This is a genomic window from Uniformispora flossi, from assembly GCF_049534875.1.
Lineage (GTDB): Bacteria > Actinomycetota > Actinomycetes > Streptomycetales > Streptomycetaceae > Yinghuangia > Yinghuangia aomiensis.
In genome coordinates this window covers 259,389-285,515 of record NZ_JBMULZ010000002.1, presented here as the reverse complement: position 1 = coordinate 285,515, position 26,127 = coordinate 259,389, and the positions used below count along the sequence as shown (strand labels likewise).

Annotated in this window: 25 protein-coding genes; 7 read left to right on the top strand and 18 right to left on the bottom strand. The window is 72.5% G+C overall.

The genetic code is table 11. From position 1 onward, the window contains the following. Nucleotides 1-26 precede the first annotated feature (26 nt). The 3 genes from ACPA54_RS05580 to ACPA54_RS05570 all read right to left on the bottom strand — a co-directional run bounded on the left by ACPA54_RS05580 (nucleotide 27) and on the right by ACPA54_RS05570 (nucleotide 4,082). Nucleotides 27-1,832 (bottom strand): ABC transporter substrate-binding protein, encoded by a 1,806-nt coding sequence (locus ACPA54_RS05580; RefSeq protein WP_423527369.1) that lies wholly within the window; start codon nucleotides 1,830-1,832, stop codon nucleotides 27-29. 75 nt (nucleotides 1,833-1,907) lie between these two features. After that, complete coding sequence (locus ACPA54_RS05575; protein WP_423527367.1) at nucleotides 1,908-2,906, bottom strand: ABC transporter permease; 999 nt, start codon at nucleotides 2,904-2,906, stop codon at nucleotides 1,908-1,910. 213 nt (nucleotides 2,907-3,119) lie between these two features. Next, entirely contained in the window at nucleotides 3,120-4,082 is a 963-nt protein-coding gene (locus ACPA54_RS05570) for an isopenicillin N synthase family dioxygenase (RefSeq protein WP_423527365.1), read from the bottom strand. A gap of 175 nt (nucleotides 4,083-4,257) precedes the next feature. On the opposite strand from ACPA54_RS05570, the gene ACPA54_RS05565 reads away from it, so the two are divergent. The 3 genes from ACPA54_RS05565 (at nucleotide 4,258) to ACPA54_RS05555 (ending at nucleotide 7,359) form a co-directional block, all read left to right on the top strand. Then, nucleotides 4,258-4,893 (top strand): TetR/AcrR family transcriptional regulator, encoded by a 636-nt coding sequence (locus ACPA54_RS05565; RefSeq protein WP_423527363.1) that lies wholly within the window; start codon nucleotides 4,258-4,260, stop codon nucleotides 4,891-4,893. Then, the gene (locus ACPA54_RS05560) at nucleotides 4,890-6,551 is read left to right on the top strand and encodes an FAD-binding dehydrogenase (RefSeq protein WP_423527361.1); all 1,662 of its coding nucleotides are present in this window, start codon (nucleotides 4,890-4,892) and stop codon (nucleotides 6,549-6,551) included. The genes ACPA54_RS05565 and ACPA54_RS05560 overlap by 4 nt, the downstream gene beginning before the upstream one ends. Nucleotides 6,552-6,654: 103 nt before the next feature. Next, on the top strand, nucleotides 6,655-7,359 hold the full coding sequence (locus ACPA54_RS05555) for a hypothetical protein (protein WP_423527359.1): 705 nt from the start codon (nucleotides 6,655-6,657) through the stop codon (nucleotides 7,357-7,359). Nucleotides 7,360-7,415: 56 nt separating this feature from the next. On the opposite strand, the gene ACPA54_RS05550 is transcribed toward ACPA54_RS05555, so the two are convergent. Further along, on the bottom strand, nucleotides 7,416-7,775 hold the full coding sequence (locus ACPA54_RS05550) for a BlaI/MecI/CopY family transcriptional regulator (RefSeq protein WP_423527358.1): 360 nt from the start codon (nucleotides 7,773-7,775) through the stop codon (nucleotides 7,416-7,418). A 195-nt stretch (nucleotides 7,776-7,970) separates the two neighbouring features. Here ACPA54_RS05550 and ACPA54_RS05545 point away from each other — a divergent pair, with 195 nt between their 5' ends. Both ACPA54_RS05545 and ACPA54_RS05540 read left to right on the top strand, forming a co-directional pair. Then, a complete protein-coding gene (locus ACPA54_RS05545) occupies nucleotides 7,971-8,150 on the top strand; it encodes a hypothetical protein (RefSeq protein ID WP_423527356.1) in 180 nt (59 codons plus the stop codon). Nucleotides 8,151-8,256: 106 nt separating this feature from the next. Then, nucleotides 8,257-9,807 (top strand): multicopper oxidase family protein, encoded by a 1,551-nt coding sequence (locus tag ACPA54_RS05540; RefSeq protein ID WP_423527354.1) that lies wholly within the window; start codon nucleotides 8,257-8,259, stop codon nucleotides 9,805-9,807. A 65-nt stretch (nucleotides 9,808-9,872) separates the two neighbouring features. Here ACPA54_RS05540 and ACPA54_RS05535 read toward each other — a convergent pair whose 3' ends face one another. From ACPA54_RS05535 to ACPA54_RS05475, 13 genes are all read right to left on the bottom strand, one after another. Further along, entirely contained in the window at nucleotides 9,873-11,264 is a 1,392-nt protein-coding gene (locus ACPA54_RS05535; RefSeq protein ID WP_423527352.1) for an MFS transporter, read from the bottom strand. Nucleotides 11,265-11,266: 2 nt separating this feature from the next. Continuing rightward, the gene (locus ACPA54_RS05530) at nucleotides 11,267-11,950 is read right to left on the bottom strand and encodes a GntR family transcriptional regulator (RefSeq protein WP_423527350.1); all 684 of its coding nucleotides are present in this window, start codon (nucleotides 11,948-11,950) and stop codon (nucleotides 11,267-11,269) included. A 62-nt stretch (nucleotides 11,951-12,012) separates the two neighbouring features. Then, nucleotides 12,013-13,053: a right-handed parallel beta-helix repeat-containing protein gene (locus ACPA54_RS05525; RefSeq protein ID WP_423527348.1), complete on the bottom strand. Its 1,041-nt coding sequence runs from the start codon at nucleotides 13,051-13,053 to the stop codon at nucleotides 12,013-12,015. Nucleotides 13,054-13,167: 114 nt separating this feature from the next. Further along, nucleotides 13,168-14,565 carry an acetyl-CoA carboxylase biotin carboxylase subunit gene (locus tag ACPA54_RS05520; protein WP_423527346.1) on the bottom strand — a complete coding sequence of 466 codons (1,398 nt, stop codon included), beginning with the start codon at nucleotides 14,563-14,565 and terminating at the stop codon, nucleotides 13,168-13,170. 5 nt (nucleotides 14,566-14,570) lie between these two features. After that, entirely contained in the window at nucleotides 14,571-15,305 is a 735-nt protein-coding gene (locus ACPA54_RS05515) for an acetyl-CoA carboxylase biotin carboxyl carrier protein (RefSeq protein ID WP_423527344.1), read from the bottom strand. Further along, complete coding sequence (gene accD / locus ACPA54_RS05510) at nucleotides 15,302-17,140, bottom strand: acetyl-CoA carboxylase, carboxyltransferase subunit beta (RefSeq protein ID WP_423527342.1); 1,839 nt, start codon at nucleotides 17,138-17,140, stop codon at nucleotides 15,302-15,304. The genes ACPA54_RS05515 and accD overlap by 4 nt, the downstream gene beginning before the upstream one ends. A gap of 40 nt (nucleotides 17,141-17,180) precedes the next feature. Continuing rightward, nucleotides 17,181-17,516 carry a TcmI family type II polyketide cyclase gene (locus tag ACPA54_RS05505; RefSeq protein ID WP_423527829.1) on the bottom strand — a complete coding sequence of 112 codons (336 nt, stop codon included), beginning with the start codon at nucleotides 17,514-17,516 and terminating at the stop codon, nucleotides 17,181-17,183. Nucleotides 17,517-17,690: 174 nt separating this feature from the next. Further along, nucleotides 17,691-18,173 carry an SRPBCC family protein gene (locus ACPA54_RS05500; protein ID WP_423527340.1) on the bottom strand — a complete coding sequence of 161 codons (483 nt, stop codon included), beginning with the start codon at nucleotides 18,171-18,173 and terminating at the stop codon, nucleotides 17,691-17,693. Nucleotides 18,174-18,177: 4 nt separating this feature from the next. Then, nucleotides 18,178-18,435: an acyl carrier protein gene (locus ACPA54_RS05495; protein WP_345676564.1), complete on the bottom strand. Its 258-nt coding sequence runs from the start codon at nucleotides 18,433-18,435 to the stop codon at nucleotides 18,178-18,180. 55 nt (nucleotides 18,436-18,490) lie between these two features. Beyond that, a complete protein-coding gene (locus ACPA54_RS05490; RefSeq protein ID WP_423527337.1) occupies nucleotides 18,491-19,717 on the bottom strand; it encodes a beta-ketoacyl synthase N-terminal-like domain-containing protein in 1,227 nt (408 codons plus the stop codon). Further along, a complete protein-coding gene (locus ACPA54_RS05485) occupies nucleotides 19,714-21,024 on the bottom strand; it encodes a beta-ketoacyl-[acyl-carrier-protein] synthase family protein (protein WP_423527335.1) in 1,311 nt (436 codons plus the stop codon). Before ACPA54_RS05485 ends, ACPA54_RS05490 begins: the two co-directional genes overlap by 4 nt. Further along, nucleotides 21,021-21,440, bottom strand: a complete 420-nt coding sequence (locus ACPA54_RS05480) for a cupin domain-containing protein (protein WP_345676767.1) — start codon at nucleotides 21,438-21,440, stop codon at nucleotides 21,021-21,023. The genes ACPA54_RS05485 and ACPA54_RS05480 overlap by 4 nt, the downstream gene beginning before the upstream one ends. 163 nt (nucleotides 21,441-21,603) lie before the next feature. Beyond that, nucleotides 21,604-22,821: a SchA/CurD-like domain-containing protein gene (locus ACPA54_RS05475; RefSeq protein WP_423527333.1), complete on the bottom strand. Its 1,218-nt coding sequence runs from the start codon at nucleotides 22,819-22,821 to the stop codon at nucleotides 21,604-21,606. 169 nt (nucleotides 22,822-22,990) lie between these two features. Here ACPA54_RS05475 and ACPA54_RS05470 point away from each other — a divergent pair, with 169 nt between their 5' ends. Continuing rightward, nucleotides 22,991-24,784, top strand: coding sequence for an FAD-dependent oxidoreductase (locus tag ACPA54_RS05470; protein WP_423527331.1), 1,794 nt, complete (start codon nucleotides 22,991-22,993; stop codon nucleotides 24,782-24,784). A gap of 138 nt (nucleotides 24,785-24,922) precedes the next feature. Further along, nucleotides 24,923-25,312, top strand: a complete 390-nt coding sequence (locus ACPA54_RS05465) for a hypothetical protein (RefSeq protein WP_423527329.1) — start codon at nucleotides 24,923-24,925, stop codon at nucleotides 25,310-25,312. Nucleotides 25,313-25,387: 75 nt separating this feature from the next. Here ACPA54_RS05465 and ACPA54_RS05460 read toward each other — a convergent pair whose 3' ends face one another. Then, nucleotides 25,388-26,077, bottom strand: a complete 690-nt coding sequence (locus ACPA54_RS05460) for a class F sortase (RefSeq protein WP_423527327.1) — start codon at nucleotides 26,075-26,077, stop codon at nucleotides 25,388-25,390. Nucleotides 26,078-26,127: the final 50 nt, after the last annotated feature.

Here is a 26,127-nt window from a genome sequence, read left to right as displayed (position 1 = left end):
CCTTCAGGACCTGATCGGCGGTTTCGTTACTTGGTGCCGACGAGCAGGTAGTCGTACATGCCGTACGCCGGGGTCACGAACACGTTGGTCGCGGCTTCCGGCCGGTACAGCAGGTCCTTGCGGTACAGCAGCGGCACGATCGCGGCCTGCTGCATCGCCGCCTTGTCGATGGTGCCCCACGCGGCGGTGCGGGCCGCGGCGTCGGGGTTGGAGATCGCGGCCGCGAGCATCTGGTTGACGTTCGGGTCGTTCAGCTCGGACAGGTTGCTGTTCCCGGAGGCCTTGATCGCCTGGCCGTCCAGGATCTGCTCCAGGAAGCCGTAGCCGGTCGGCCAGTCGGCGGCCCAGGCCATCATCATGAGGCCGAGGTCGTTCTGGTGGACGAACGCCGGGGCTCCCGCGTTGTCGGTGAAGTACTTGCCGGACGGGTACTGCTGGATGTTGACGTTGATGCCCACCGGCTTGAGCGAGGCCTGCACGGCCTGCGCCATCGCGATTTCGTTCGGCCGGTCGGACCGGGCCGAGATGTTGGTGCTGAACCCGCCGGGCTTGCCGCACTGGGCGAGCTGGTCCTTGGCCTTCGCCAGACCGTCCGCGGAGTTCGCGCCCTTGTTGTCGGTCGTCGGGTACATGTTGTACGGCTGGTAGCCGCTGACCGTCGGCGGCAGCACCGTCGAGGCGATGTCGCCGTGGACCGGGCCGCCGGTCGCGGTCTGCACCGACGTCTTGTCGATCGCGTACTCGACCGCCTGGCGGCAGTGCACGTTGTCGAACGGGGCGACATTGCTGGAGATCGCCACGTAGGCGAGCGCGCCGCTGATGGCGTCGTCGATGTGCGCCTTCTGCGCCGGGTTGCTCAGCGCGGTCGCCTGGGTCGCCGCGGCCATGCCCGCACCGGCGAGGTCCAGGGTGGCGTTGCCGGCGATCAGGTTGTTGTCGACCGTGGTCTGCGCGACGTTGAACTGGACGTTGATCTTGTCCGGGTACTGCTTGCGGAGCGCGTCGCTGCCCGGGTCCCAGTTGGGGTTCTTCACCAGGGTGGCGCCGACGCCGTCCTGGTACGAGGAGAACATGTAGGCGCCGGACGACACGACGTTCTTCACGTAGTCGGCGCCGTTGTCCTTCGCCTGCGGAACCGGTGCGGTCTCCGGGCTGCTCACCAGGTAGTCGAAGTCCGCGAACGGCTGGTTCAGGTGGAAGACGATCGTGGTCGGGTCAGGTGTCTCGATGGAGTTCAGACCGCCCGCCTTGTCCTGGTACGGGCCCGCGTACTTGGTGGCGTTGTCCACCAGGTACTTGTTGAAGTAGGTCGGCCCGTTCGACAGCACGTCGGGGGCGAAGTTGCTGCGTTCGACCGCGTACTTGACGTCCGCGGTGGTGATCGGCGTGCCGTCGGAGAACCTCAGGCCCGGCCGGATGTGGTAGGTCCACGTCTTGCCGCCGTCGCTCGACTGGCCGAGGCCCGTGGCGAGGTCCGGGGCCAGCTTGAGGCCGGCCTGGCCCGGGGCGGGTGTGAACGTGGTCAGCGGCCGCGCGTACAGGCGGGAGAAGTCCCACATGAACGCGTAGTAGGTGTTGCCCGGGTCCATCGAGTCCGGTGTGCTGGACAGTTGGTAGGTCACCGTGCCGCCGGCGTGCGTCGACTCGTTGACGATGCCGGTGTTGCCGGCGTTGTAGGCGGCCGCGACGGACGACCCCGACGCGCCCGCCGCCGGACTGGTGCTCTTCGCGCCGCCGGAGGAGCCGCACGAGGTCACCACGAGCGCGCCCGCGGCGGCCGCGGAAACGACGGCGAAGGCCTTCGTCCGGCGTCGCGCCGCGTGGTTTGCCACATGTCTCGTCCTGTTGGACATGGCGGATTCACCTCGGAAAAAGGGATCGGGGAAGTTCCGGCCCTGCGGTGCGCATTACGTGCTCCGCGGGTCGAGGGCATCGCGCAGTCCGTCGCCGAGCAGGTTGAACGCCAGCACGGTGACGAAGATGGCCAGGCCCGGCACGACCATGAACTCGGGGTCGGCCTGGTAGAGGGTGACGGCCTGATTGAGCATCCCGCCCCACGACGCCTGCGGCGGCTGGATGCCGACGCCCAGGAAGCTCAGACCGGCCTCGAACAGGATGTTCGTCGGAATCAGCAGCGTCGCGTACACGATGATCGGCGCGACGAGGTTCGGCAGCAGCTCCCGGAACAGGATGTACGGGCCGCGCGCGCCCATGCTGCGGGCCGCGTCGACGAACTCCCGGGACCGCAGCGACAGCGTCTGCCCGCGGATGATCCGGCCCATGTAGGGCCAGGAGAAGAACCCGATGACGAAGATCAGCACGCCGATGTGCAGCGTCAGGCCGTGGAAGCCGAACGCGCCGCCCTGCAGCGTGGCGGACAGCGCGATGGCGAACAGCAGGAGCGGGAACGCGAGGAAGATGTCCATCAGGCGGCTGATGAACGAGTCCACCCAGCCGCCGTAGTAGCCCGCCGCCACCCCGAGCACCACGCCGATGGTGATCGACAGGAACGTCGCGCCGAACGCGACCGCGAGGGACACCCACGACCCCTCGATGATGCGCGCCAGCAGATCCCGGCCGAACTGCGGCTCCACCCCGAGCGGATGCGCCCAGCTGATTCCGCCGAGCGGGCCGATCGGGCGCAGCAGCTCCGGGTTGATGAGGTTCTGGTGGAACGCGTTGGGGTCGAGGCTGAAGACCTTCTCGATCGGTTTGGCGAGCACCGCCATGAGGACCAGGCAGGCGGCGACGATGCCGCCCGCGACCGCCACCTTGTCGCGCTTGAACCGCATCCAGGCGATCCGGCCCAGCGAGCGGCCTTCGACGGCCGTCGCGGGGACGCCGGACAGGACCGATTCCGGTTGCGCCTGTTCGGCGGATTCGGGGAATTCGACGGGGGCAGTCATCGCTGGGCGTACTCCCATGTGCGGAGTTCTGGCGCCCACCCCCGAGCTTCGGGTCAGCGAAAGGGCGCGTACCAAACAGAATACGTCGCATTCCGGGTTATTCGCCCAAAAATATGGCGCTTGCGGCACTCTGGAAAATGGCGGGTGGCGGTTGCCTCGTCGGCTATGCCGCCGCCCGGTCCGCGGGATCGCGCATGGTGATGATTCCGCAGGTCAGGGCGCCGAGTCGGCGCGGATCGCGTCGAGTCGGCCGCGCAGGTAGGCGTGCGAGTCCACGCCCCGGACGTCGGTGCCCGGATCGCATTCGTAGAAGTAGACGAGGGAGATCAGCTCTTCGTCCGGCACCTCGGCGGGCGGCGCGAGGACCCGGTGGCGGCCCGCCTTCCAGCGGCCGTCCGTCCAGCGCGCCATGAGGTCGCCGACGTTGACGGTGAACGCGTCCGGATCGTACGGCGCGTCCGACCAGCCCGTCTCCTCGGTGAACACTTGCAGCCCGCCGCTGCCCGGTTCGCGGTCGAGCACCGTCACCGTCCCGAAATCCGTGTGCGCGCCGATCCGCAGCTGACCCGGCGCGGGCGGGCCGACCCGGGTGATCGGCGGGTACCAGTTGATGTTGAACCCCCACGTCGGATGCGCCGCATGCCGCGCGAAGTAGCCGGGATCGCCGCGCAGCACGTCGCCGAGCAGCGCCAGCAGGCGGTCGGACAGCGCCCGCATCCGCGTCAGATACGCCTCGACGCGCGGGCGCAGCTCCGGGACCTCGCCCGGCCAGGTGTTCGGCAGGAACCATTCGGCGTCGACCTTCGGATCGCCGGTCGGCTTGTCGGCGGCGAACGACAGCGACTCCTTCATGTCCGGCGGCGAGGCCGCGCCCTCCGCGTACGCGTTCGCCTCGGCGCCGGGGCCCAGCCAGCCGCGGTCGCCGACCCGGACCGCGTACCGGTGCTTCGCGTCGTCCGGCAGCACGAAGAATTCCCGCGCGGCGGCGCGGATCGCCGCGCGCTCCGCCGGATCGATGCCGTGCCCGCTCACGAGGAAGAACCCGGTGTGGCGGAGCCCCGCATCGACGGCCTCGGCGATGCGCAGCCGCTCGTCCGGCCCGCCCCGGTCCCAGGCGGCGAGATCGAGCGTGGGGATGAGGTCCGCCGCCGTGTGCGGGGGAGGGGTGAGAGTCATGAACCCACTGTGCTGCCAGGCTGGTTGGCGCGGAAGCAGCCGCGCCGCGGGGCGCGCCGGACTTCCCTCGCCCGGCGCTGCGGATACCCGCCCGCACCCTTGTCGATACACAAACGTATCGGATACGTTCGTGTATCGAAACGGACCGGTTCCGGCCGAAACGGAGGTGCGTGCGATGATCGCGGCCAAACGCGTGACCGTGCGGCGGGCCGAAACCCGCAGACGGCTCCTCGACGCCGCCCTCGACGTGTTCGCCGCCGAAGGCTTCGGCCGCACCACCGTCGAACAAGTCTGCGACCACGCCGGATTCACCCGCGGCGCCTTCTACTCCAACTTCTCCTCCCTCGACGAACTCTTCCTCGCCATGTGGGAAGAACGCTCCGCGGCCATGCTCGACGACGTCCGCGCGGCACTCGGCGGAGTCGCCGACGCCGACCCCGACGCCGCACTCCGCGCCGCCTTCCACGCCATCCCCGTCGACGACGCCTGGTTCCGCATCACCGCCGAATTCACCGCCCACGCGCTGCGCACCCCGGCGCTGCGCCGCGTCATGGCGGCCCGCGAGCAGGCGATCCTCGACGCGGTGCTGCCCGCCGTGGTCGCCGCGCTCGCCCGCGGCGGGCGGCGCGTCCCCGACGAGACCGCGCTCGGGCAGGCGCTCGTCGCGGTGCACGACGGGACGTCCGCCCAGATCCTGCTCGACCCCGGCGATCCGGCGGTGCGGGCGCGCCGGGAAAACCTGTTCTTCGTGGTGCTGAACGCCTACAGCACCCCGTCGTCCCCCGATCGCGAGTCCGAGGAGCTGCCGTGAGTCACGACGCCGACGTCATCGTCGTGGGAGCGGGCCTGGCCGGCCTGGTCGCCACGTACGAACTCGCCCGCGCGGGACGCCGCGTGCTGGTCGTCGACCAGGAGAACGAGGCCAACCTCGGCGGCCAGGCGTTCTGGTCGCTCGGCGGCCTGTTCCTCGTGGACAGCCCCGAACAGCGCCGCCTCGGCATCAAGGACTCCCGCGAACTCGCCCTCGCCGACTGGCACGGCTCGGCGGCGTTCGACCGGGCGCGGGAAGACCTGTGGCCGCGCCGCTGGGCGGAGGCGTACGTCGACTTCGCGGCCGGCGAGAAGCGCGCCTACCTGCACGGCCTCGGCCTGCGCTTCACCCCGACGGTCGGCTGGGCCGAACGCGGCGGCGGCACCGCCACCGGGCACGGGAACTCGGTGCCGCGGTTCCACCTGACGTGGGGCACCGGCCCCGAGGTCGTGCGGGTCTTCCGCGAACCGGTGCTGGCCGCGGCCGAACGCGGCCTGGTGACCTTCAAGTTCCGCCACCGGGTCGACGAACTCACCGTCGAGAACGGTGCGGTGGTGGGGATCTCCGGCATCGTCCTGGCGCCGGACGCGGGAGCGCGCGGAGTCGCGTCGTCCCGCAAGGCCGTCGGCGACTTCGCGCTGCGCGCCCAGGCCGTCGTGGTGACGTCCGGCGGGATCGGCGGCAACCACGACCTGGTCCGGGAGTTCTGGCCGGCCGAGCGGCTCGGACCGGCACCCGCGTCGATGGTGACGGGCGTACCGGCCTACGTCGACGGCCGGATGCTCGAGGTGACGGAACGCGCCGGGGCATCGCTGGTCAACCGCGACCGGATGTGGCACTACACCGAAGGCATCACGAACTGGGACCCGGTCTGGCCCGGCCACGCCATCCGGATCATCCCCGGCCCGTCGTCGCTCTGGCTCGACGCCACCGGCAAACGCCTCCCCGCGCCGCTCTTCCCCGGCCACGACACCCTCGCCACCCTCCGGCACATCGGCGGCACCGGACACCACCACACGTGGTTCCTGCTGACGCGGTCGATCGTCGAGAAGGAATTCGCCCTGTCGGGCTCGGAGCAGAACCCCGACATCACCGGCAAGGACATCAAGCTGACGCTGTCCCGCGTCAAGAAGGGCGCCCCGGGCCCGGTCCAGGCTTTCCTCGACCACGGCGAGGACTTCGTGGTCCGCCGCGACCTGCGCTCGCTCGTCGAGGGCATGAACGCGCTGACCCCGGACACGCCGGTGGACTACGCCGACGTCGAACGCGAAGTCACCGCCCACGACCGCGAGGTGGCGAACCCGTACAGCAAGGACCTGCAGCTGATGGCCGTGCGCAACGCCCGTGCCTACCTGCCCGACAAGATCACCCGCGTCGCCAAGCCGCACCGGTTCCTGGACCCGGAACACGGCCCGCTGATCGCTGTGCGCCTGAACATCCTCACCCGAAAGACCCTCGGCGGCCTCGAAACCAACCTGGACTCCCAGGTGGTGCGCCCGGACGGGAACGTCTTGGAAGGCCTGTACGCGGCGGGCGAGGTCGCCGGCTTCGGCGGCGGGGGAGTGCACGGGTACAACGCGCTGGAGGGGACGTTCCTCGGCGGGTGCATCTTCGGGGGGCGGGCTGCGGGGAAGGCGCTGGCGCGGGGCCTGGGGTGAGGCCGGCCCGGGGCCTGCAGGCGACCGGTTGGGCGGTGCTGTAAAGTCACCGCCCCCGCCGGCCAACGGGCGGGAACACCAGCTGTATTCCAGGGGGAAGACCGTGTTCGCACCGTCCGGCAGGCTGGCACGCGGGGCCATGGCCGCCGTCTGCACCACCGCCATACTCTCCGCCGCGGCCTGTACGTCGGGCGGCTCCGGGGGCTCGGGCGGCTCGGCCGCGAGCCCGTCGGCGGAGCCGTCCGGGGCCGGCGGCCCGGGGGTGTCCCCTCAACCGTCGCTGTCGCCTTCGGCAGGCTCGCCCACCCCGTCCGCCGCCGCCACGACAGCGGCCGACCGCGCCGAGCCCGCACCGACCTCGACGTGGCCCGACCTGCCGCCGGACCGCCTCGCGTGGCGGGACAAGCCCAAGGGTGCGTACGCCGCCGACGCCGAGGAGATCCACACGAAGGCCAACGACATGCTCAACCGCATGGAGACGACCTACGGCTCCCAACACGGCGCCAAGTGCTGGCCGGACCGTCCGACCATGTGGACCGACCAGTGCACGCTCGGCGCGACCAAAGCCGAAGCCGCCGCGAAGCAGTCGCTGGAGTGGATCAAGAACGAGCCCGCGGCGACGTTCACGACCCTGCGCGCGAACGCTGCCAAGGTGACCAAGGCCGCGGGCGCGTACCGGACGAACGGGTGCGCGAGCGACCCGAAGGCGGACACGACCCGTAAAGCGTGCCAGGACGCCGCCTACACGATCGCGCAGGCGTACAACTACCTCCGCGACGGGTTCAACGCGGCGCTCGAAGCCCGCTGACGGGCCGGCTGCGAGGGCTGCCGGTGTTCGGGGGGTAGTGGTCGGCCGTTCGACCCCTACTCCCCGCCCTCCAACGCCGCCCGCAGCGCCGCCGCGTCGGCGGCGTCGAGTCGGCCGACGAAGCCGGCCAGCGCGGCGCGGCGGTCCGCGGACTCCGCCAACGCCTCGGCCATCGCGCGGGCCGTGCGGGAGTCCTTGTCCTGCACCGCGCGGTAGGCGAACGCCCGGCCGACCCGGTGGCGGGCCAGCCACTCCTTGGCGACCAGGTTGTTCATCACCGTCATGACGGTCGTGTAGGCGAGGGGTTGCGCGCGCCGGGCGTTGAGCGCGGTCACCACGTCGTGCACGACCACCGGTTCCTCGGCGCCCCAGACCACCTCCATGGCCTCGCGCTCCAGGCTCCCCAGCTCGCGCACGCCGCGCCCCTTTCCGTGCTCGTCGCCGCCTGCGCAACCGCGGCGCCGCGGCCGGACCGGGGCCGGCCCGGCCTCGGTCCGGACACGATATCCGCGGCGCGTGCCGCCCGAAGACGGGCCGCACCGATAGTTATTATGAGTCGTAGTAATGCCGGCGCGGGCGTCCCGCGGCGGTACGCGACGAAACAGGAGCGCATGGCCGCCCGACAGGAAGCCGCCCCCCGGCGGTCAGCCCGCGTCCTCGCGCGGCTGCCGGTCCTGTGCGCGGTCCTCGTCGCCGACGGCGCGGCCGGATCGGCCCGGCGCCGCGGCCCCGCCCCCGCCCTCTTTCCGGGCGCCTTCCTGATACCCCCGCCGCTCGTCCCGCGGACATAGCCCCGCCCCCGGCGGCCGCTGTCCGCGTCCGTCGTGCCGGTTCTCGTTCCGTCGTGCCGCGTTGCCGTGGTCGGTCGCGGCCGTACCGCCTCAGGAAGGCGTCCGCATGTCCGTTTCCCGCCGTACCTTCATGTTCTCCGGCCTCGCCCTGGCCGGTACCGGAGCCCTCGCCGCGTGCTCCTCGTCCGGTTCCGCCGTGCATCCCGTCGCGCAGACCGGGGCCGCCTACCTCAGCCCGAGCGGGCCCGAGGTGCTCGCGGCCGAACAGGCGCGCGGGGGCGGGGCCGTGCGGTCCGTGACGCTCGCCGCCGTCGAGACGGCCGCCGACCTCGGCGCCGGCACCGTCGTGTCGACGTGGACGTACGGCGGCGCGCTCCCCGGCCGGCCGATCCGCGTCACCGCCGGGGAGGTCCTCGAGGCCACCGTGGTGAACCAGCTCCCGCAGTCCACCACGATCCACTGGCACGGCCTGCGGCTGCGCAACGACATGGACGGCGTGCCCGGCGTCACCCAGGACCCGATCGCCCCCGGCGGCCGGTTCCGCTACCGCTTCACCGTGCCGGACCCCGGCACGTACTGGATCCACCCGCACACCGGCGTCCAGCAGGACCGCGGCCTCTACGCGCCGCTGATCGTCGACGATCCCCGCGAACCGCTGTCCTACGACGCCGAATGGACCGTCGTCCTCGACGACTGGCTCGACGGCACCGGCACCACCCCCGACGACGTCCTCGCCCGCCTCAGCGGCGGCATGGGCGGCATGGACCACGGCTCGACGGGCGCCATGCCCGGCGGCGGCAGCGGCCATGGCAACGGTGCGGAGTCCCGCATGCTCAGGGGCGCGACGAGCAAAGCGCTCGGCGGCGACCCCGGTGACGTCGCGTACACGCACTACCTCGTCAACGGCCGCGTCCCCGCCGACCCGGACGTGTTCCACGGCAAGCCCGGCCAGCGCGTCCGCATCCGGATCCTCAACGCGGGCGGCGACACCGCGTTCCGCGTCGCGCTCGGCGGCCACACCATGACCGTCACCCACGCCGACGGTCTCCCGGTGCGCCAGGCCGACGCGAAGTCGCTGCTGCTCGGCATGGGGGAGCGGTACGACGTCCTGGTGACCCTCGGCTCCGGCGTCTTCCCCTTCACCGCGTCCGCGGAAGGCAAGAACGCGCTGGCCCGCGCGCTCGTCCGCACCGCCCCCGGTACCGCGCCGGACCCCGACGTGCGGCCCGCGGAACTCGACGGGCAGCCGCTGGTCGCCGCCCGCCTCGCCCCCGCCGAGCACGTCGCCCTGCCCGCGAAGGAGATCGACCGCACAGTGCGCCTCGAACTCACCGGCGGCATGGCGAAGTACGACTGGGGCATCAACGGCCGCCGCTACGACCCCGCCTACCGCGACCTGGTGCGGGCAGGCGAGCGGGTGCGCCTGGAGTTCGTCAACAAGACCGCGATGTGGCACCCCATGCACCTGCACGGCCACAGCTTCGCGATGGCCAACCCGGGCATGGGCGGCGCCCGCAAGGACACCGCGGCGATCCTCCCCGGCCAGACCCTGTTCGCCGACTTCGACGCGGACAACCCGGGCCTGTGGATGATCCACTGCCACAACGTCTACCACGCGGAAACTGGGATGATGTCGCTCCTGGGGTACGAGGTGTAGCAACGGCGAAGCGGGGGCGTGCGCCGCAGCGCACGCCCCCGCAGGTCACGAGAATGCCGAACGGCCTACCGGGCGGTGGTGACCGGCCCGTCTGCGGCCTGGTCGCCGTGTCGGGGGCCGGGCACCGCGGCACTCGACGAGGTCACGACCGCCGCCATCGCGGTCCGCGCCTGCTCGCGTTCGCGCAGCAGGGCCTTCTTGCGCAGCCGCAGAATCTGCGACAGCCCCACCGCGGCCAAGACGTACACCACGGAGAACGCCGCCCGGTAGTTGTCGCCCGTCGCGTCGAGCAGCACTCCCACCAGCAGCAGCGTGAGCATCGACGCGACGAACCCGCCCATGTTGACGATTCCCGACGCGGTGCCCTGCCGTTCCGGCGGGTTCACCGGCCGCGAGAAGTCCAAGCCGATCAGCGAGGCCGGGCCGCACGCGCCGAGCATCGCGCACAGCGTTACCAGCAGCCACATCGGCGCGTGGTCGGCCGGCCACGCCAGCGTCGCGGTCCACACCACGAGGACGCCCCCGACCGTGCCGAGGGCCAGCCGCAGCCGGAACGCCGGGTTGCGGCCGATGACTTGCCCGAACACCAGACCGAACAGGAGGCTGGCCCCGACGACGAGGGTCAGCAGCCAGCTCGCCGTGCCCCGCGACAGGCCCTGCGCCTCGACGAGGAACGGCATGCCCCACAGCAGCAGGAACATCATTGCGGGGAACTGGGTCGTGAAGTGCGTCCACAGTCCGAGCCGGGTGCCCGGTTCGCGCCACGACTCGGCGATCTGCCTGCGCACGTAAGCGCCGCCGGGATGCCGCGCGGGCGCCGGGGCCTGCCCTTCCGGGTGGTCCTTCAGGAACAGCTGCACCAGCACCAGGACGACCACACCGGCCGCCGCACTGCCCGCGAACGCCTTCGTCCAGCCGAGTCCGTGCAGCAGCTGCGACAGGACCAGCGTCGACACCAGGTTCCCGGCCTGCCCGAGCAGGCCCGCCAACTGGGCGATGACCGCGCCCTTGCGCGGCGGGAACCAGCGCGTGCCCAGGCGCAGCACGCTGATGAACGTCATCGCGTCGCCGCAGCCCAGCAGCGCCCGCGAGGCGAGCGCCGTACCGAACGAGGGCGCGAAGGCGAAGCCCAGCTGGCCCGCGGTGAACAGGACCGCGCCCATGCTCAGCACCCGCTTGGTGCCGAACCGGTCGACCAGCAGGCCGACGGGTATCTGCATGCCCGCGTACACCAGCAGCTGCAGGATCGAGAACGTGGACAGCGCGGACGAGCCGATGTCGTAGCGCTCGGCGGCATCCAGCCCGGCCACGCCCAGCGACGTGCGGAAGATGACCGCGACGAAGTACACCGACACGCCCACCGACCACACCGCGATCGCCCGGCGCCCACCGGGCGGATCCACGGGAAGGGCGGATGCGGGCAGGGGAGTGCCCGGCTTCGGAAGCGAAGCGCTCATGGTCAGCGCACCTCGCCGCGCGCGAGATCCGCGGCCCATTCGACGTGCCTGCGGATCGCCGAGACGGCCCGCTCCGCGTCCCCGTCGCGCAGCGCGTCCAGGATCTCGGCGTGCTCCGCCAGCGACTTCGCGACCCGCTCCGGGCCCGCGTACATGACCGCGACGCCCATACGGAGCTGCCGGTCGCGGAGCTGGTCGTACAGCTTGGCGAGGATCTCGTTGCCGCCGCTGCGCACGATCGTCGCGTGGAAGCACCGGTCGGTCACCGAGGCCGCGCCGAAGTCGCCGTCCGCGACCTGGCGGTGCTGCTGCTCCAGCAGTTCCGCCAACCGGGCGATCAGCTGCGGCGACGCGGGCACCGCCTTGCGCGCCGCGTGCGCCTCGACGAGCTGCCGGGTCTCCGCGACGTCGGCGATCTCCTGCGCGGAGACCGGCAGCACCAGCGCGCCCTTCTTCGGGTACAGCCGGATCAGCCCCTCGGCCTCCAGCCGCAGCAGCCCTTCCCGCACCGGCGTGCGGGACACGCCGACGGCCTCGGCCAGCTCGCCCTCGGTGAGCAGCGAGCCGCCCTCGTAACGGCGTTCCAGCACGCCGTCCTTGACGTGCTGGTACACGCGCTCGGCCGCGGGCGGCTGCTTCACACGTGGTGACGAGGGGGACGGCGGAGAGGCTGAGCCGGATGTCATGCGCACAACATAGATACAACAGGGATTCGGGTGACCGGGCCGTCCAGGATGCGGACGATTCGTCAGCAGGTGACGGCCGGCTCCGACCGCGCGCACGAGTTCCCCAGGTACCGGTTGCCCGAGCCGCGCGGGTCCCGCTCCGCGAGGTCGGCCGGCGCGTTGTTGCGCACGGTGTTGCCGACCACCGTCTGGAACGACGTCGGCGCCCCGCTGATGCTCGGCGCCATCACGATGCCGCCCGACATCGGCGACGCACCCTGGTTGCCGGTGATCGTGTTGCCGGTGATCCGCACCTGCTGCGCCCCGGTCAGCACGATTCCGGAGCCCTGGATGTAGGCGATGCGCGGGTTCGGCGGGCAGTAGCGGTTGTTCTCCACGATGCGGTTGCCGGTGATGTCGAGGTCGCCGGCGACCGGGCTGCTGCTGTCGCCGACCACGAAGACGCCCGCGCAGTTCCCGGTCAGCGTGTTCGCGGTGACGCCGAGGTCCCGGCCGCGCCGGATGTGCACGCCGATACGGTTCCCGCTGGCGCTGTTCCCGGCAACCTTCGTGCCCTTCGCCGCGGTCGCGTCGCCGACGAACAGGCCCGACTGCGCGTTGTCCTGCGCGGTGTTCCCGGTGAACACGCCGCGCACCGAGAACTCTTCGCCGATGCCGTGCTCGCCGTTGCCGCGCGACCGCACACCCGTGACCGTGAAGCCGTCGGTGTAGCGCCCCATGACGCCGGTCTTGGCGAACCCGGTGACGGTCACGCCGTCGATCCGCACGTTCGTGAGCAGGTTGCCGGAGCTGCCGAACACGCAGATGCCGTAGCCGCCGCAGGACGCATTGGTGCCCGGGACGATCTCCGCACGCCCGGTACGGGGCCCGATCAGCCGGACACCCGACCGGGTGATCGACACGTCGCCCGGATACGTGCCCGGGGCGAGGACCACGGTGCCGCCGGAACCGGCCGCGTCGACCGCGGCCTGCACCGACTGCCCCGGGGTGACGTAACGGACTCCGGAGACCGCCTGGGCGGACGGCGCGGCGAGCACGCCGGAACCGGCCAACGCGGCCCCGGCAAACAGGATTCCGGTGGTGCGGACACGAAAGGGGAACATCGCAAAGCCTCTTCGTCGAGAGTCGAAACAGGTGACACAGCGGGTACGGACGGCAGGAAGGGACACGGGGCGTGCCGTCGGCACGCCCCGTGCGCATTGCACGTACCGCGCGTCTCAAACGGGTTCTGCGGAAACCACCGGCGTGTCGGGCCGCCGTTCGGCCGCTTCCGCGGTCATCGCGTCGACCAGCCCGGTGGTGTGCGCACCGGCCCGGAAGTCCGGGTGGGCGAGCGTGCGGCGGAGGAATCCGGCGGTGGTGCGCATGCCGCGTCCGCCGATGCGGAACTCGGCGAGCGTCCGGTCCGCGCGGGCCAGCGCCTCGGCGCGGTCCGGCGCCCAGACGACGGCCTTGGCGAGCAGCGAGTCGTAGTGCGGGCCGACCGTCCAGCCCGGGAAGGCGTGCGTGTCGATCCGCACGAACGGCCCGCCCGGCGGCACGAACTCGTCGAGGGTGCCGGGCGTCGGCGCGAACTCGCGGTCCGGGTCCTCGGCGTTCACCCGGCACTCCACCGCGACGCCGCGCACCACGATGTCGTCCTGGCTCAGCCCGAGCGGCTCGCCCGCCGCGATGCGCAGCTGCTCGCGCACCAGGTCGACCCCGGTCACCATCTCGGTCACCGGGTGCTCGACCTGGAGCCGGCAGTTGATCTCCATCAGGTGGAACTCCCAGGCGGGGGAGACCACGAACTCGAACGTGCCGGCGCCGACGTAGCCGACCGCGCGGGCGCCGCGGACGGCCGCCTCGCACATCGCGTCGCGCACCTCGTGCGGCAGCCCGGGCGCGGGCGCCTCCTCGATGAGCTTCTGGTGGCGCCGCTGCACCGAGCAGTCCCGGACGCCCAGGTGCAGCGCGGTGCCGTGGGTGTCGCACAGCACTTGCACTTCGACGTGCCGGGCGTCGTCGACGTACCGCTCCAGATACAGGCGTTCGTCGCCGAACACGGCCCGCGCATGCGCCCGGGTCTCGTTGTAGGCCCACACCAGCCGGTCGGGGTCGCGCACCACGGCCATGCCGCGCCCGCCGCCGCCCGCGACCGCTTTGAGGATCACCGGATAGCCGACCAGCTCGGCCACCGCGGCGGCCTCCGCCGCGGACGACAGCGCACCCGAACTGCCCGGCAGCACCGGCAGCCCGGCCTCGGCCATCGCCGCCCGCGCCTCGGCTTTGTCGCCGAGCCGCTGCATGACCTGCGGCGGCGGGCCGATGAACACGATGCCGTGCGCCGCGCACACCTCCGCGAAGTCCGGGTCCTCGGAGAGGAACCCGTACCCCGGGTGGATCGCGTCCGCGCCGGTCGCCCGGGCCGCCTCGACGATCGCCGGAATGTTGAGGTAGCTCGCCTTCGGGGGCGGCGGCCCGATGTGCACCGCCTGATCGGCCAGCCGCACGGCCGCCGAGTCCCGGTCCGCGGTCGAATACACCGCGACACTGCGGATCCCGGCCTCCCGGCACGCCCGCACCACCCGCAGCGCGATCTCACCCCGATTGGCGACGAGTACGGTCGACAGCACCCCGATCAGCCCCCGTCCGCGCCGGGCAGCACGGCGACCAGCGGCTGCTCGAACTCCACCGACTGCCCGTCCTTGGCCGCGAACTCCACGACCCGCCCGGCGACGTCCGCGGTGATCGGGTTCATCATCTTCATCACTTCGAGGATCCCGATCGTCTGCCCCGGCCGGACCTCGTCGCCGACCCGCACGAATGGCTGCGCGCCCGGATCGGCCGCGTGGTAGAACGTGCCGACCATCGGCGCCCGCACGAACTGCAGCCCATCGGACACGGATTCCACCGCACCGGCGGCTTCCCGCACCGGCGCGGCCTCCGCCGCCCGGGCGACCTCCACCGGGGCCGCCGCTGCCGCGGCCGGAGCCGCCGCGGGGGCGGGCGCGGCCGACCACTCGATCTCGATGACGGTGTCCCCGGCCGCCAGCCGGAACCGCACCGGCATCCGCGCCTCGCCCGGCTCGGCCGGATGCGCGACGGCGGGCTCCGACGCGGCGACCGCGCCGGGGGAGTGGTGCAGCGTCCGCTTGCCCGGATGCCCGCTCGGGCCCTGCCCCGGCGCATGGCCCGGCGGATGCCCGTGCGCGGCGGCATGCCCGGGAGTGTGCCCGGCGGCATGCCCCGACGCGTGCCCCGACCCGTGCCCCGACGGGTGCGCGGCACTCGGCGGGTGTGCGCCCGCCGCCTGCCCCGCGGCGGATTGCCCCACCCCGGCATGCGCCTCGCTCGTGCCGTTGTTCGCGCTCATGTCGTCGCTCCTTCGTGGGCCCGCACCAACGTGTGCGCAGCGGGCTGCGAATGGCGGCCCCGGTCCCGCTTGGCGCGCAGGTCGCGCCACGGGCTCGGGCCCGCCTCGGTCCACGCCGCACCGAACCGCGCGAACCGGCGCCGCCGCTCACGCACCAACTGCTCCCCGGACCGCTCCGCGAGCCCGGCCAGCGTCGGCCGCAGCGCCTCCGCCAGCAGCGCTGCCGCAGCGCCCGGATCGGTGTGCGCGCCGCCCGGCGGCTCGGGCACGATGTCGTCGACCACGCCCAGTTCGCGCAGCTCCGCGGCACCGATGCGCAGCGCCGCGGCGGCCGTCGGCGCGGCCGACGGGTCCTTCCACAGGATCGCCGCGCAGCCTTCCGGACTGATCACCGAGTACACGCCGCGTTCGCTGATCAGCACCCGGTCCGCGACGGCCAGCGCGAGCGCCCCGCCGCTGCCGCCTTCGCCCGTCACCACCGCGACGATCGGCACGCGCAGCCCGGACATCAGCTTCAGGTTCTCCGCGATCGCGACCGCCTGGCCGCCGCGTTCCGCATCCGACCCCGGGTTGGCGCCCGGCGTGTCGACGAGGGTGACCACCGGCAGCCCGAGCTTGGCCGCGAGCCGCATCAACCGCGCGGACTTGCGGAACCCGGACGGAGTCGCCATGCCGTGCAGCCGCCGCGCGCGTTCCGCGGGATCGGCGCCGCCCTTCTGGTGGCCCATCAGCATGACCGGGCGGCCGTGCAGGAACCCGACGCCGCCTACCAGGGCCGGGCAGTCCGCGCCGATCCGGTCGCCGTGCAGCTCGCGGAAGTTGTCCAGCATGCGGCCCGCATAGTCGAGCGTCGTCGGCCGCCCGGGATTGCGCGCCATACGCACGGTGTCCCACACGCCCGACGCCGGTGCCGCGGCCCCGTCGCCCGGGGTCGCCACGGCGCCGTACACCGCACACGGATCCTCGGTCTCCGCCGGAAGCGGCTCCACGCCGTTCCGCGCGGTCAAACCGACCCGCAGCAGATGGCCCAGCATGTCGCGGAGTTCGGCGCGCGGCACGATCGCGTCGACCATGCCGTGCGCGAGCAGGAATTCCGCGGTCTGGAACCCGTCCGGCAGCCGCTCCCCGGTCGTCTGCTCGATCACGCGCGGCCCGGCGAAGCCCATCCGCGCGCCCGGCTCGATCAGGATCACGTCGGCCAGCGTCGCGAACGACGCCGCGACACCCCCGTACGTCGGATCCGTGACCACCGACACCGTCAGCACGCCCGCCTCGTCCAGCTCGGCCAGCGCCTGCGCGGTCTTCGCCATCTGCATCAGCGACAGCGCGCCCTCCTGCATGCGGGCCCCGCCCGACGCGGTCACCACCACCAGCGGCACCCCCTCCCGCAGGCTCTCCTGCGCGGCCCGCTCCACGAGCGCCCCCACCGCGCAGCCCAGGCTCCCGCCCAGGAAGCGGAAGTCCATCACCGCCAGCACCACCGGATGCCCGTGCACGCGCGCCCGCACCGCGAGCGCCGCGTCCGCCATCCCGGTCCGCTCGCGCGCCTCGGCCAGCCGGCCGCGGTACGGCCGCTCGTCGACGAACCCGAGCGGGTCCGGCTCCGCGGCCTCCGCCTCCAGCGGCGCCTCCGAACCGGGGTCCGCCAGCTGCGCCAGCCGCTCCCGCGCGGTCAGCCGGGCATGGCCGCCGCACTCCGGGCACACCTGCAGCGCGCGGGCGAAACGCTTCCCGTACACCAGCCGGGCGCAATGCCCGCACTGCACCCACTCGGCGGGCGCCGCACCGTCCGGTACGGGCCCGTTGTCGTTCTCGGCGATCGTGTCGTCGGCCATCCTGTCCTCCGGCGTTCGGAACGTGCCACGGCGCGGCCCGTCAGCCGCGGGGAGATCGCTCCCATCGGTAGAACTCGTCCGCCATCGCGTCCTTCGGGCTCCGCCACGTCGCCGGGTCGTACGCGCTCACATGCGCCGACAGCCGGTCGCTGACCGCCCGGAACTCCGGATGCCCGGCCACCTCGGCGACCGCGGGCCCCGGCGGCCGGTCCGCCTCGATCAGGTGGAAGTACAGGCCGTCGCCGAACCGGAACAGGCTCCGCCCGGTCACCCCGACCAGGTGCGGCAGCTCGCCGCGGTCGGACGCGGCGAAGATGTCCGCGATGTCGTCCGCCGAATCGGGACGCATGCGGGCGACGATCAGACTGCGGTACACGGGTGCGTTCACAACGAATCCTTCGAGAGACCGGCGGCGCACCGCCGGAGCAGCCACATCTGCGGAAAACCTGCGGAAAACCTGCGGAGAATCTGCGGTGCGAAAGAGGGAGGGCCGGGGAGGCGGCGGTTCCGGCCGCCCGCGCAGCGCGGACGGCCGGAACCGGGCCGCGGATCAGACCGCCGACGCCGGGGCCGCCAGGCCCAGGTCCTTCGCGCGCTGCTGGATCTTGTCCCGGATGATCTCCATCTGGACCCGCGAATTGCGGTTGATGTTGTCCGTCATCCACGCGTCGTCCACCGGGGCCTCGGGCTTCATCGCGAAGTCCTGCACCCAGTGCATCCGGATCCCGTCCGGCTCCTCGTGGTACTCCCACCGGATGTGCATGAACGCGAACGGCCCGGTCTCCACGCGCTGCGCCCACACGGTGCGCATCGCCCGGTCGGGCTCCCGCTCGGAGATCCAGCTCCAGACCTTGCCGTCGCTGTCCGGGTGCATCGTCAGCCGGAAGGTGACCTTCGCGCCTTCCCGCTCCAGCACCTCGACCTTCGCGTACTCGGTGAACAGGTCGGTCCAGTTGTCGACGTCGTTGGTGATGTCCCAGACGAGGTCGAACGGGGCGTTGATGATGATGTCGTTCTCGGTGTGACCGGCCATCGGATCAGACTCCAGACGTGATCTGCGCATTGACGAACTCGACGAGCTGCGCCGGGGACTTGCAGGCCTCGGCGTCCTGACCGAGCGGCAGGCCGTAGCGCTGCTCCAGCTCGGAGACGACGGCGATGAGGCCGAGCGAGTCCAGGCCGAACTCGCCGAACTCCGCCTCGGGGCGGATTTCCATCTCCATCGGGTCCGCGGAGATGCCCGCGGACGCCTTCATCAGGTCGGCCAGCTCGCTGTAGGTGAAGGGGCCGTTCACGGCGTTTCCTTTCTGAAGTGGCGGAAGGACTCCCGGTTGTCCGGCGGTCGCCGGATCAGCCGCGGTCCTCGCCGCGCCGGATCACCAGCGCGGAATTGCAGCCCATGAGGCCGCGGCTCAGGACGAGTGCGGTACGCGGCTCGGCACGCCGCGCCCCGCCGGTGACGAGGTCGATGTCGTGCGACGCCGCGAACACGCCCGGCGTCGGCGGCACCACCCCGTGTTCCATGGCCAGCACCGCGGACGCGACGTCCAGCACCGGACCGCCGCAATAGGCGCGGCCGATCCCGGACTTCGGCGCGGTCACCGGCACCGCGCCGGCATGCGGGCCCAAGGCGTCGGCGATCGCCAGCACTTCGGCGTGGTCGGCCTCCGGCACCGCCAGCGCGTCGGCGAACACCACGTCGACCTCCTCGGGCGCCGCGCCCGCCTCCGACAACGCGATGCGGATCGCCGCCGCCAGCCCGTGCCGGGACTCCGCCCAGCTCCGCGTGCCGGTGAACGTCTGCCCGTGCCCGGCCACCAGGCCGCGCACGGTGGCGCCGCGCGCCCGCGCCGCCTCGGCGTTCTCCAGCACGAGCATCGCGCCGCCCTCCGCCGGCGCGAACCCGCACGCCTCGGAGTCGAACGGCAGGTACGCACGCGCCGGATCGGCCGCCAGACTCAGCTCGCGGTATCCCAGCTGGCACACCATCGAGTACGGCGCGATCGGCGCTTCCGCCGCCCCCACCACCATCGCCGTGGCCCCGCGCCGGATCGACCGGGCGCCGTGCGCGATCGCGTCCAGCCCGCCCGCCTCGTCGTCCGCGAGCACCGCGCACGGGCCCTTGAACCCGCCGCGGATCGACACCTGGCCGGTGCTCGCGGCATAGAACCACGCGATCGACTGGTACGGGCCGACGAACCCGGGTCCCCGCCCCCACAAGTTCTGCAGCTCCCGCTGCCCGAACTCGCCGCCGCCCGAGCCGCTCGCGGTCGCCACACCCACCGCGAACTCCGGCAGGTCCGGCAGCGCCGCATCGGACAGCGCCTGGTCCGCGGCGGCCAGCGCGAAGTGCGTGAACCGGTCGGTCTGCACGAGGAACTTCTCCTCGACCGTGAGGCCCGGATCGAAGTCCCGCACCAGGCCCGCCACCGCGAGCGGCATGTCGGCGCACCCCTCGCGGGAGATCCGCTCCAGGTGCAGCGTGCCCTCCCGGGTCGCCTTCCAGTACACGTCCGTCGAATGACCGTTCGGCGCGACCACGCCGACCCCGGTGATCGCCACAGGTGCGACGCTCATGACGCCACCTCGCTCCGCCGGCGCCTGTCGGCCGCACCGCCCGGCACCTCGTCGTCGCGGCGCACCATCACCACCGCGGACTGGAAGCCGCCGAAGCCGCTGCCGACCGACAGAACGGTGTCCAACTCGGCTTCGCGGGACATGCGCCCCACGTAGTCGAGGTCGCATTCCGGGTCGGGCGTCTCGTAGTTCGCCGTCGGCGGCACCACACCGTGCGCCATCGCCAGCGCGCACGCCGCGACTTCGATCGCCCCGATCGCGCCGAGCGAATGCCCGACCATCGACTTGATCGAACTCATCGGGATCGTCCGGGCGTGCTCGCCGAGCGCCAGCTTCACCGCGGCCGTCTCGTGCCGGTCGTTCTGCTTGGTGCCCGAACCGTGCGCGTTCACGTAGTCCACATCGGTCGGCTCGACCTGGGCCTCGTCGAGAGCCAGGCGGATCGCCTCGGCCATCTCCAGGCCCTCCCGGGTCAGACCCGTCATGTGGTACGCGTTTCCGCGCGTCGCGAACCCGCCGATCTCGCAGTAGATCCGCGCCCCGCGCGCCCGCGCCCGGCCCAACTCCTCCAGCACCAGCACCGCGCAGCCCTCGCCGAGCACGAACCCGTCGCGCCCCGCGTCGAACGGCCGCGACGCGTGCGCCGGGTCGTCGTTCCGCGTGGACGTCGCCTTGATCGCGTCGAAACACGCCACGGTGATCGGCGAGATCGGCGAATCCGACGCGCCCGCGATGTAGACGTCCGCCCGGCCGTCGGCCACCGCATGCGCCGCATAGCCGATCGCGTCCAGACCCGACGTGCAGCCCGTCGACACCGTCTGCACCGGACCCCGCGCGCCGAATTCCTCGGCGACCTCGGAGGCCAGCGCGGCCGGCGAGAACGCCCGGTGCAGGAACGGCTCGGCGGCCTCCGGATCGACACCCCAGCGGGCACCGCGTCCGCTCACCGCCACATAGTCGTGCTCCAGCCGGGTGGTGCCGCCGACCGCGGTGCCCAGCGAGACGCCCATGCGCCACGGGTCCTCGGCATCCACGTCCAGCGCCGCGTCGGCGACCGCCTCGGCGGCCGCGACCAGCGCGAACTGCACGTAGCGGTCGGCCCGCGCGGTCTGCTCGGCCGACAGGCCGTGCGCCGCCGCATCGAAATCGCACTCCGCGGCGATCCGCGACCGGAACGGCGCCGCGTCGAAGAACGTGATCCCGCGGGTCGCGGTACGCCCCGCGGTCAGCAGGTCCCAGAACGCCGGAACGCCGATGCCGCCCGGGGCCACCACACCGACCCCGGTGACCGCGACGCGGCGCGTCACTGCGCGCCGCCCACGTCCGGATGGGAATCGTGCGGCGCCACCGGCGCCTCGGTGTCCACGTGCCCCAGCTCCGGACGCGGCGCGAGCGGCGCCAGCTGGAACACCATGCGCGCCTCGACCCGGCCGCTGTTGCGGAACCGGTGCCGCATGAACCGCGGGACCATCAGGCTCTGCTCCGCGTGCAGTTCGTGCGTCACACCGTCGAGGTCGACCTCGAGGGTCCCGCTCACGAGGTGCACGAACTCCTCGGAATACGGGTGGTAGTGCTCGGTGATCGTCTCGCCGGGCGCGACGATCGCCAGCCCCATGAACCCGCACGTCGAACCGACGGTCGTGGGGCTGAGAGTGACCCGCAGGTCGCCGCCGCGGCGCCGGTTCGCCGGAACCTCGTCGAGGGTCACGACGCGCGGCGGCATCGCATACTCGATCGGCTCCGGCATCGGGTGTTCGGGGGCACGGGTGGGCTGTGCGGTCATGGCTGCCGCCTCCAAGGGGGCGAGGCGGCGTGCCCGGGGGCACGCCGCCGGAAGGGGGACGAACCCGCGCACCGAACGGGCGCGGGCAAAGCACCCGGATGCGCTAGCGCGCGTCCGCGGCACGCCGGTCGGTGACCGGCGTCATCGTGCAGGCCGCCCGAAGGCGCGCGAGTCCCGCGTCGCCCGCCGGACCGGCGTCGAAATCGAAGTCGAGCAGACGCGCCAGCGGCGCAGGGCCGCTGCGGTCCACACCCAGCGCGATGGCCGGGTCGGCGTCCACCGGCTCGCGCAGGTCCACGACGCGCACCAGGATGTCCTGCCGCACGTAGATCGAACTCGCGAGCAGCAGCCCGTTGGGCTCGGCGAGCGCCGCCTTGTCGTGCTCGGCCAACAGCTTCGCGGCCTCCTCGGCGGCACCCCGGCGGACCGGGTAGCGGAAGGCGGCACGGTGCATCGTGCCGGCCTTCGCCGCGTCGGGGGAGGCCCCGCGGAACGCCTCGGCGAGCGCGGCGCTCATGAAGAACTGCCGTGCGGCCTCGGGGTCGTCCAGGTCGCGGGCCTCGACGAGGAACGGGTTGAGCGCCTCCTCGGCGGCCCGGACCTGCGGCTGCCGGGCGACGTGCGCGAGTGCGGCGCGCATGTCGCCCTGGATCTCGATGGCGCGCACGACCTGGGTGCCGTGCAGGAACACCGACGTCCGGTGCAGCGTCGTGGACGCGTCCACGTGCGGGTCCGGCGGGTCGTAGGCCGCGAGGATCTCCGCGACCTTCGATTCGCTGCCCGGCTTCACCGCGAAGCTGAGGGCCGCACGGGTGATTCCGTCGGCGGACTTCTGCGGGCCGGCGGGCCGGTTCGGCTTCTGCGGCTTCTGCTGCGTCCGGCCGGCCGGGGCCTCGTGCTCCGAATGGCTGGTTTCCCGGGCCACGGCGAAGCGCAGCGACCGGGTGCCGCGGACGCAGCCGTGCAGCGGCTTCACCATTTCCTGGTGCTCGGCGCTGTCCACCCATTCGAGGTACTCGTCGCTGCCCGCCCACTCGCTCGTGATGAGCCACTGCGTCGGGTCCTCGATCGACTGGCACAGCTGGTCGCGCAGATGCCCGGGCACCGCGGCGACCTGCGCGCGGATGCTCTCGTACGCGTCCAGGAATCGCTCCTGCGAGCCTTCGTGGATCTCCAGCATCAGCAGCACGCGCAGCTTGGCGCCGTCGTCGCCGCGGACCAGCCCGTCGGCCGCCGGGCCGGGCTTCGGGCCGGCCGCGGGCGAGCGCGGTGCGGAGCGGTCGACGGGTCGGTCGGTCTGGCTTCGGACCGTGGTGTCCATGTCCATCCTTCGTTGGTGAGCCCCGAGTTCGAGCGTGGACACAAGTTGCGGAACAGGCACCTTTTCCAGGGCATATGAGTGACAAATAGACAAAACGATGGAATGGCCGGGGGATTGGGGGCACACGCAGACGTCAGCTTCGGCGCGCTCCGTGAAGGTGGAGAGACCCATGGCACGACCTGAGAGATCCCGGCCGCGACCCGGCGACCCGTCCGCGGGCGGAGGGCCGGCGGAGGAACGGGTGCCCGTTTTGATCGTCGGGGGATCGCTGGTCGGTCTGTCCGCGTCGGTTTTCCTCGGCCGACTCGGCATCCGGCACCTGCTGGTGGAACGCCACGCCGCGACGTCGCATCACCCGCGCGGACGCGGCAACAACGTCCGCACCATGGAGCTTTACCGGACCGCGGGCATCGAGCAGGGCATCCGCGCCGCGTCCGCGGTGCTGGCCGACAACCACGGCATCCTGCAGGCGCGGACGATGGCCGGGCCCGACCAGGAATGGCTGTTCAAGGACATCGACCCGGGCGGCGGCCTCGCCAAGTTCTCGCCCAGCTCGTGGTGCCTGTGCAGCCAGAACGACCTGGAGCCGGTGCTCGCCCGGTACGCCGCCGACCTCGGCGGCGCCGTACGGTTCGGGACCGAACTGGTGTCGTTCGAGCAGGACGAGGACGGGGTGACGGCGGTTCTCGAGGCGCGCGAGAGCGGCGCGCGCTCGACCGTTCGGGCGGATTATGTGATCGCCGCCGACGGCCCGCGCAGCCCGGTGCGCGAACGGCTCGGGATCAAGACGTCCGGGCCGGGCGACCTGTTCCACAACGTAAGCATCACGTTCACGTCGAAGCGGCTCGCCGACTACGTCGGCGAACGCCGGTTCATCGTGTGCTACTTGACGAACCCGGCGGGCGACGGGGCACTGCTGCCGGTGGACAACGTCGAACGCTGGGTGTTCCACGCGCCGTGGCACCCGGAGGACGGCGAACCGCTGGAGGCGTTCACCGACGAACGCTGCATCACGCACATCCGCGCGGCGATGGGCGTCCACGACCTCGACGTGCAGATCACCGGAAAGGCGGCATGGCATGCCGCCGAGCGGGTGGCGGAACGCTACCGGGACGGCCGGGTGTTCCTGGCCGGCGACTCGGCCCACGAGATGTCGCCGACCGGCGCGTTCGGCTCCAACACCGGCATCCAGGACGCGCACAACCTGGCCTGGAAGCTGGCGGCGGTGTTGCGGGGGCAGGCGTCTCCGCGGTTGCTGGACAGCTACGAAGCGGAGCGGCGCCCGGTGGCGGTGGCCACGGCGGCGCGGGCGTCGGCGCGGTCGGTGGAACACAGCCATCCGGGGTATGCGGCGGCCGGGGTGGTGCCGGGTGGGTCGGGTGGACCCCCCGCGGGTGGACCGCCTGCGGGTCCGGGTGCGGGCCCGGGTGCGGGTGGGCCGCCGGCCGGTGGGCCGCCTGCGGGGCGTCAGCCCGGGGTGCTGGGGGTCGTGCTGGGCTACCGGTATCCGGCGGGTGCGGTGGTCGGCGCCGCCGAGGACGCCCCGGTGGTGCCGGAGGCGTTCCGTCCGCCGAACGGGGAGCCGGGAACCCGCGCACCGCACGCGTGGGTGGTGCGCGGATCGGACGGGGCCCGGGTGTCGCTGCTCGACTTGTACGAGTCGCGGTTCGTGCTGCTGACCGGCGCGGGCGAGGCCGGGGAGGCATGGCGCCGGGCCGCCGAGACGGTCGGAGGGCCGGTGGAGGTTTTCGCGGTGGGCGCGGTCGCGGACGGGGCACCGGACGGCTTGGCCACCGAGGGCGACGTGGACTGGGCCACGCTGCACGGGGTTACGGCGGAGGGGGCAGTGCTGGTACGGCCGGACGGGTACGTGGCTTGGCGAGTGGAGGGGGCGGTGGGTGATGAGGAGAAGGAACTCGCACGCGTGTTGGATGAGTTGGCGGTGAACGTCGGGCGCGAGTGAGGGCTGGCGAACGGCGGGCGGGCTTTACGGCCCGCCCGCCGTCGTGTGCTTCGGTGCCCCGACCGCCTCCGGCGGCGACATGGCCGGCAGGTAGCGTGATCCGCGTCGTGTCACTCGGAGTCCGAGGGGACTGAGCCGGTGCCGGAACACGCGGTTGCGCCAAGCGCGCTTCTCGCCCCGAGCGAGATCGCGCTGCTGCGACGGTCGCTCGCCGAGTGGGGCGGTCCGGCCCGGTGCAGTGACCAGCTCGCTGTCGGCATGGGGTTCGCGGACATGAACGACCTGCTCGACCGGAGCCGCAGGCTTCAAGCCGCCCTCCGCGACGACGTTCCCCTCGCCCCGGCCGACTGGGCGCGGACGCTTTTGGCCGCCGAGATCGTTTTCGTCAGCGACCTGGCCGGTTCCGGCGTCGACTGGCCCACGACCACAGGCCTCACGGACGAGGCGACGATCCGGACCCTGCGCTCGATCCAGCGGAAGCTGGCGAAGGTGGTCCGTCGTTACTACGGCAAGCACCCGGGCGAGTAGCGTCAAAGGGCGGTCTCGCCCGACCGCGCAGGCCCTCCCGGCATCGGCCGTCCGGGAGGGCGCGCGGGGAACCGGTCAGGACGCCCCGGTGTAGTGCGCGAACACCACCACGTTGTCCAGGTAGTCCTTCCGCTTCTTGTCGTAGACGCCGCCGCATGTGATCAGGCGCAGTTGGGCGTCCGGTGTCTTCCCGTACACCCGGTCGTCCGGGAACGCGTTCTTCGGGAACGACTCGACCGAATCGACGCTGAACTTGGCCGTTTTGCCGTCCGCGCGGTCGATGGCGACCTCGTCGCCGGCCTTCAGGCTGCCGAGGCCCCAGAACACCGCCGGGCCGAGTTTGGTGTCCACGTGGCCGAGGACGATGGCGTTGCCGCGGGCGCCCGGGGTGACGCCGTCCTCGTACCAGCCCGCCAGATTGCGGTTGGTCGCGCTCGGGACGTCGAGGATGCCGTTGGCGTTCAGGCCGAGGCCGACGAAGGGGGCGTCCACGCCGATCGTCCCGATGCGGATCCGCAGGGGCGGCGAGGAGCCGAGGGAGGCCGGCTTGGTCGGGGACGGCGACGCGCTGGGCTTGGCGCTCGCCGCGGCCGAGGCCGCGGGCGAAGCGGAAGCCGACGGGGACGCCTGCGCCGCCGCGGGCTGCGGCGGGCCGCTCTCGCTCTTCAGGTCGTTCTGGATCGCGCACACGCCGAGGAACACCGCCCCGGCTGCGACCGCCACCATTTTGGTCCGCCCCGTGCGCTTGGGCTGTGCGTCGGACACGAGTCCGCCTTTCCGCCGGCGGGGGCCGGCTGTCGGGCCCGCGGCGGGGC

Coding starts and splice junctions, on each gene's coding strand:
- ACPA54_RS05470 (WP_423527331.1), top strand. CDS start 22,991: ATGGCACGACCTGAGAGATCCCGGCCGCGACCCGGCGACCCGTCCGCG.
- ACPA54_RS05540 (WP_423527354.1), top strand. CDS start 8,257: ATGTCCGTTTCCCGCCGTACCTTCATGTTCTCCGGCCTCGCCCTGGCC.
- ACPA54_RS05575 (WP_423527367.1), bottom strand. CDS start 2,906: ATGACTGCCCCCGTCGAATTCCCCGAATCCGCCGAACAGGCGCAACCG.
- accD (WP_423527342.1), bottom strand. CDS start 17,140: ATGGCCGACGACACGATCGCCGAGAACGACAACGGGCCCGTACCGGAC.
- ACPA54_RS05490 (WP_423527337.1), bottom strand. CDS start 19,717: ATGAGCGTCGCACCTGTGGCGATCACCGGGGTCGGCGTGGTCGCGCCG.
- ACPA54_RS05515 (WP_423527344.1), bottom strand. CDS start 15,305: ATGAGCGCGAACAACGGCACGAGCGAGGCGCATGCCGGGGTGGGGCAA.
- ACPA54_RS05500 (WP_423527340.1), bottom strand. CDS start 18,173: ATGGCCGGTCACACCGAGAACGACATCATCATCAACGCCCCGTTCGAC.
- ACPA54_RS05570 (WP_423527365.1), bottom strand. CDS start 4,082: ATGACTCTCACCCCTCCCCCGCACACGGCGGCGGACCTCATCCCCACG.
- ACPA54_RS05545 (WP_423527356.1), top strand. CDS start 7,971: ATGGCCGCCCGACAGGAAGCCGCCCCCCGGCGGTCAGCCCGCGTCCTC.
- ACPA54_RS05525 (WP_423527348.1), bottom strand. CDS start 13,053: ATGTTCCCCTTTCGTGTCCGCACCACCGGAATCCTGTTTGCCGGGGCC.
- ACPA54_RS05535 (WP_423527352.1), bottom strand. CDS start 11,264: ATGAGCGCTTCGCTTCCGAAGCCGGGCACTCCCCTGCCCGCATCCGCC.
- ACPA54_RS05480 (WP_345676767.1), bottom strand. CDS start 21,440: ATGCCGCCGCGCGTCGTGACCCTCGACGAGGTTCCGGCGAACCGGCGC.
- ACPA54_RS05475 (WP_423527333.1), bottom strand. CDS start 22,821: ATGGACACCACGGTCCGAAGCCAGACCGACCGACCCGTCGACCGCTCC.
- ACPA54_RS05530 (WP_423527350.1), bottom strand. CDS start 11,950: ATGACATCCGGCTCAGCCTCTCCGCCGTCCCCCTCGTCACCACGTGTG.
- ACPA54_RS05565 (WP_423527363.1), top strand. CDS start 4,258: ATGATCGCGGCCAAACGCGTGACCGTGCGGCGGGCCGAAACCCGCAGA.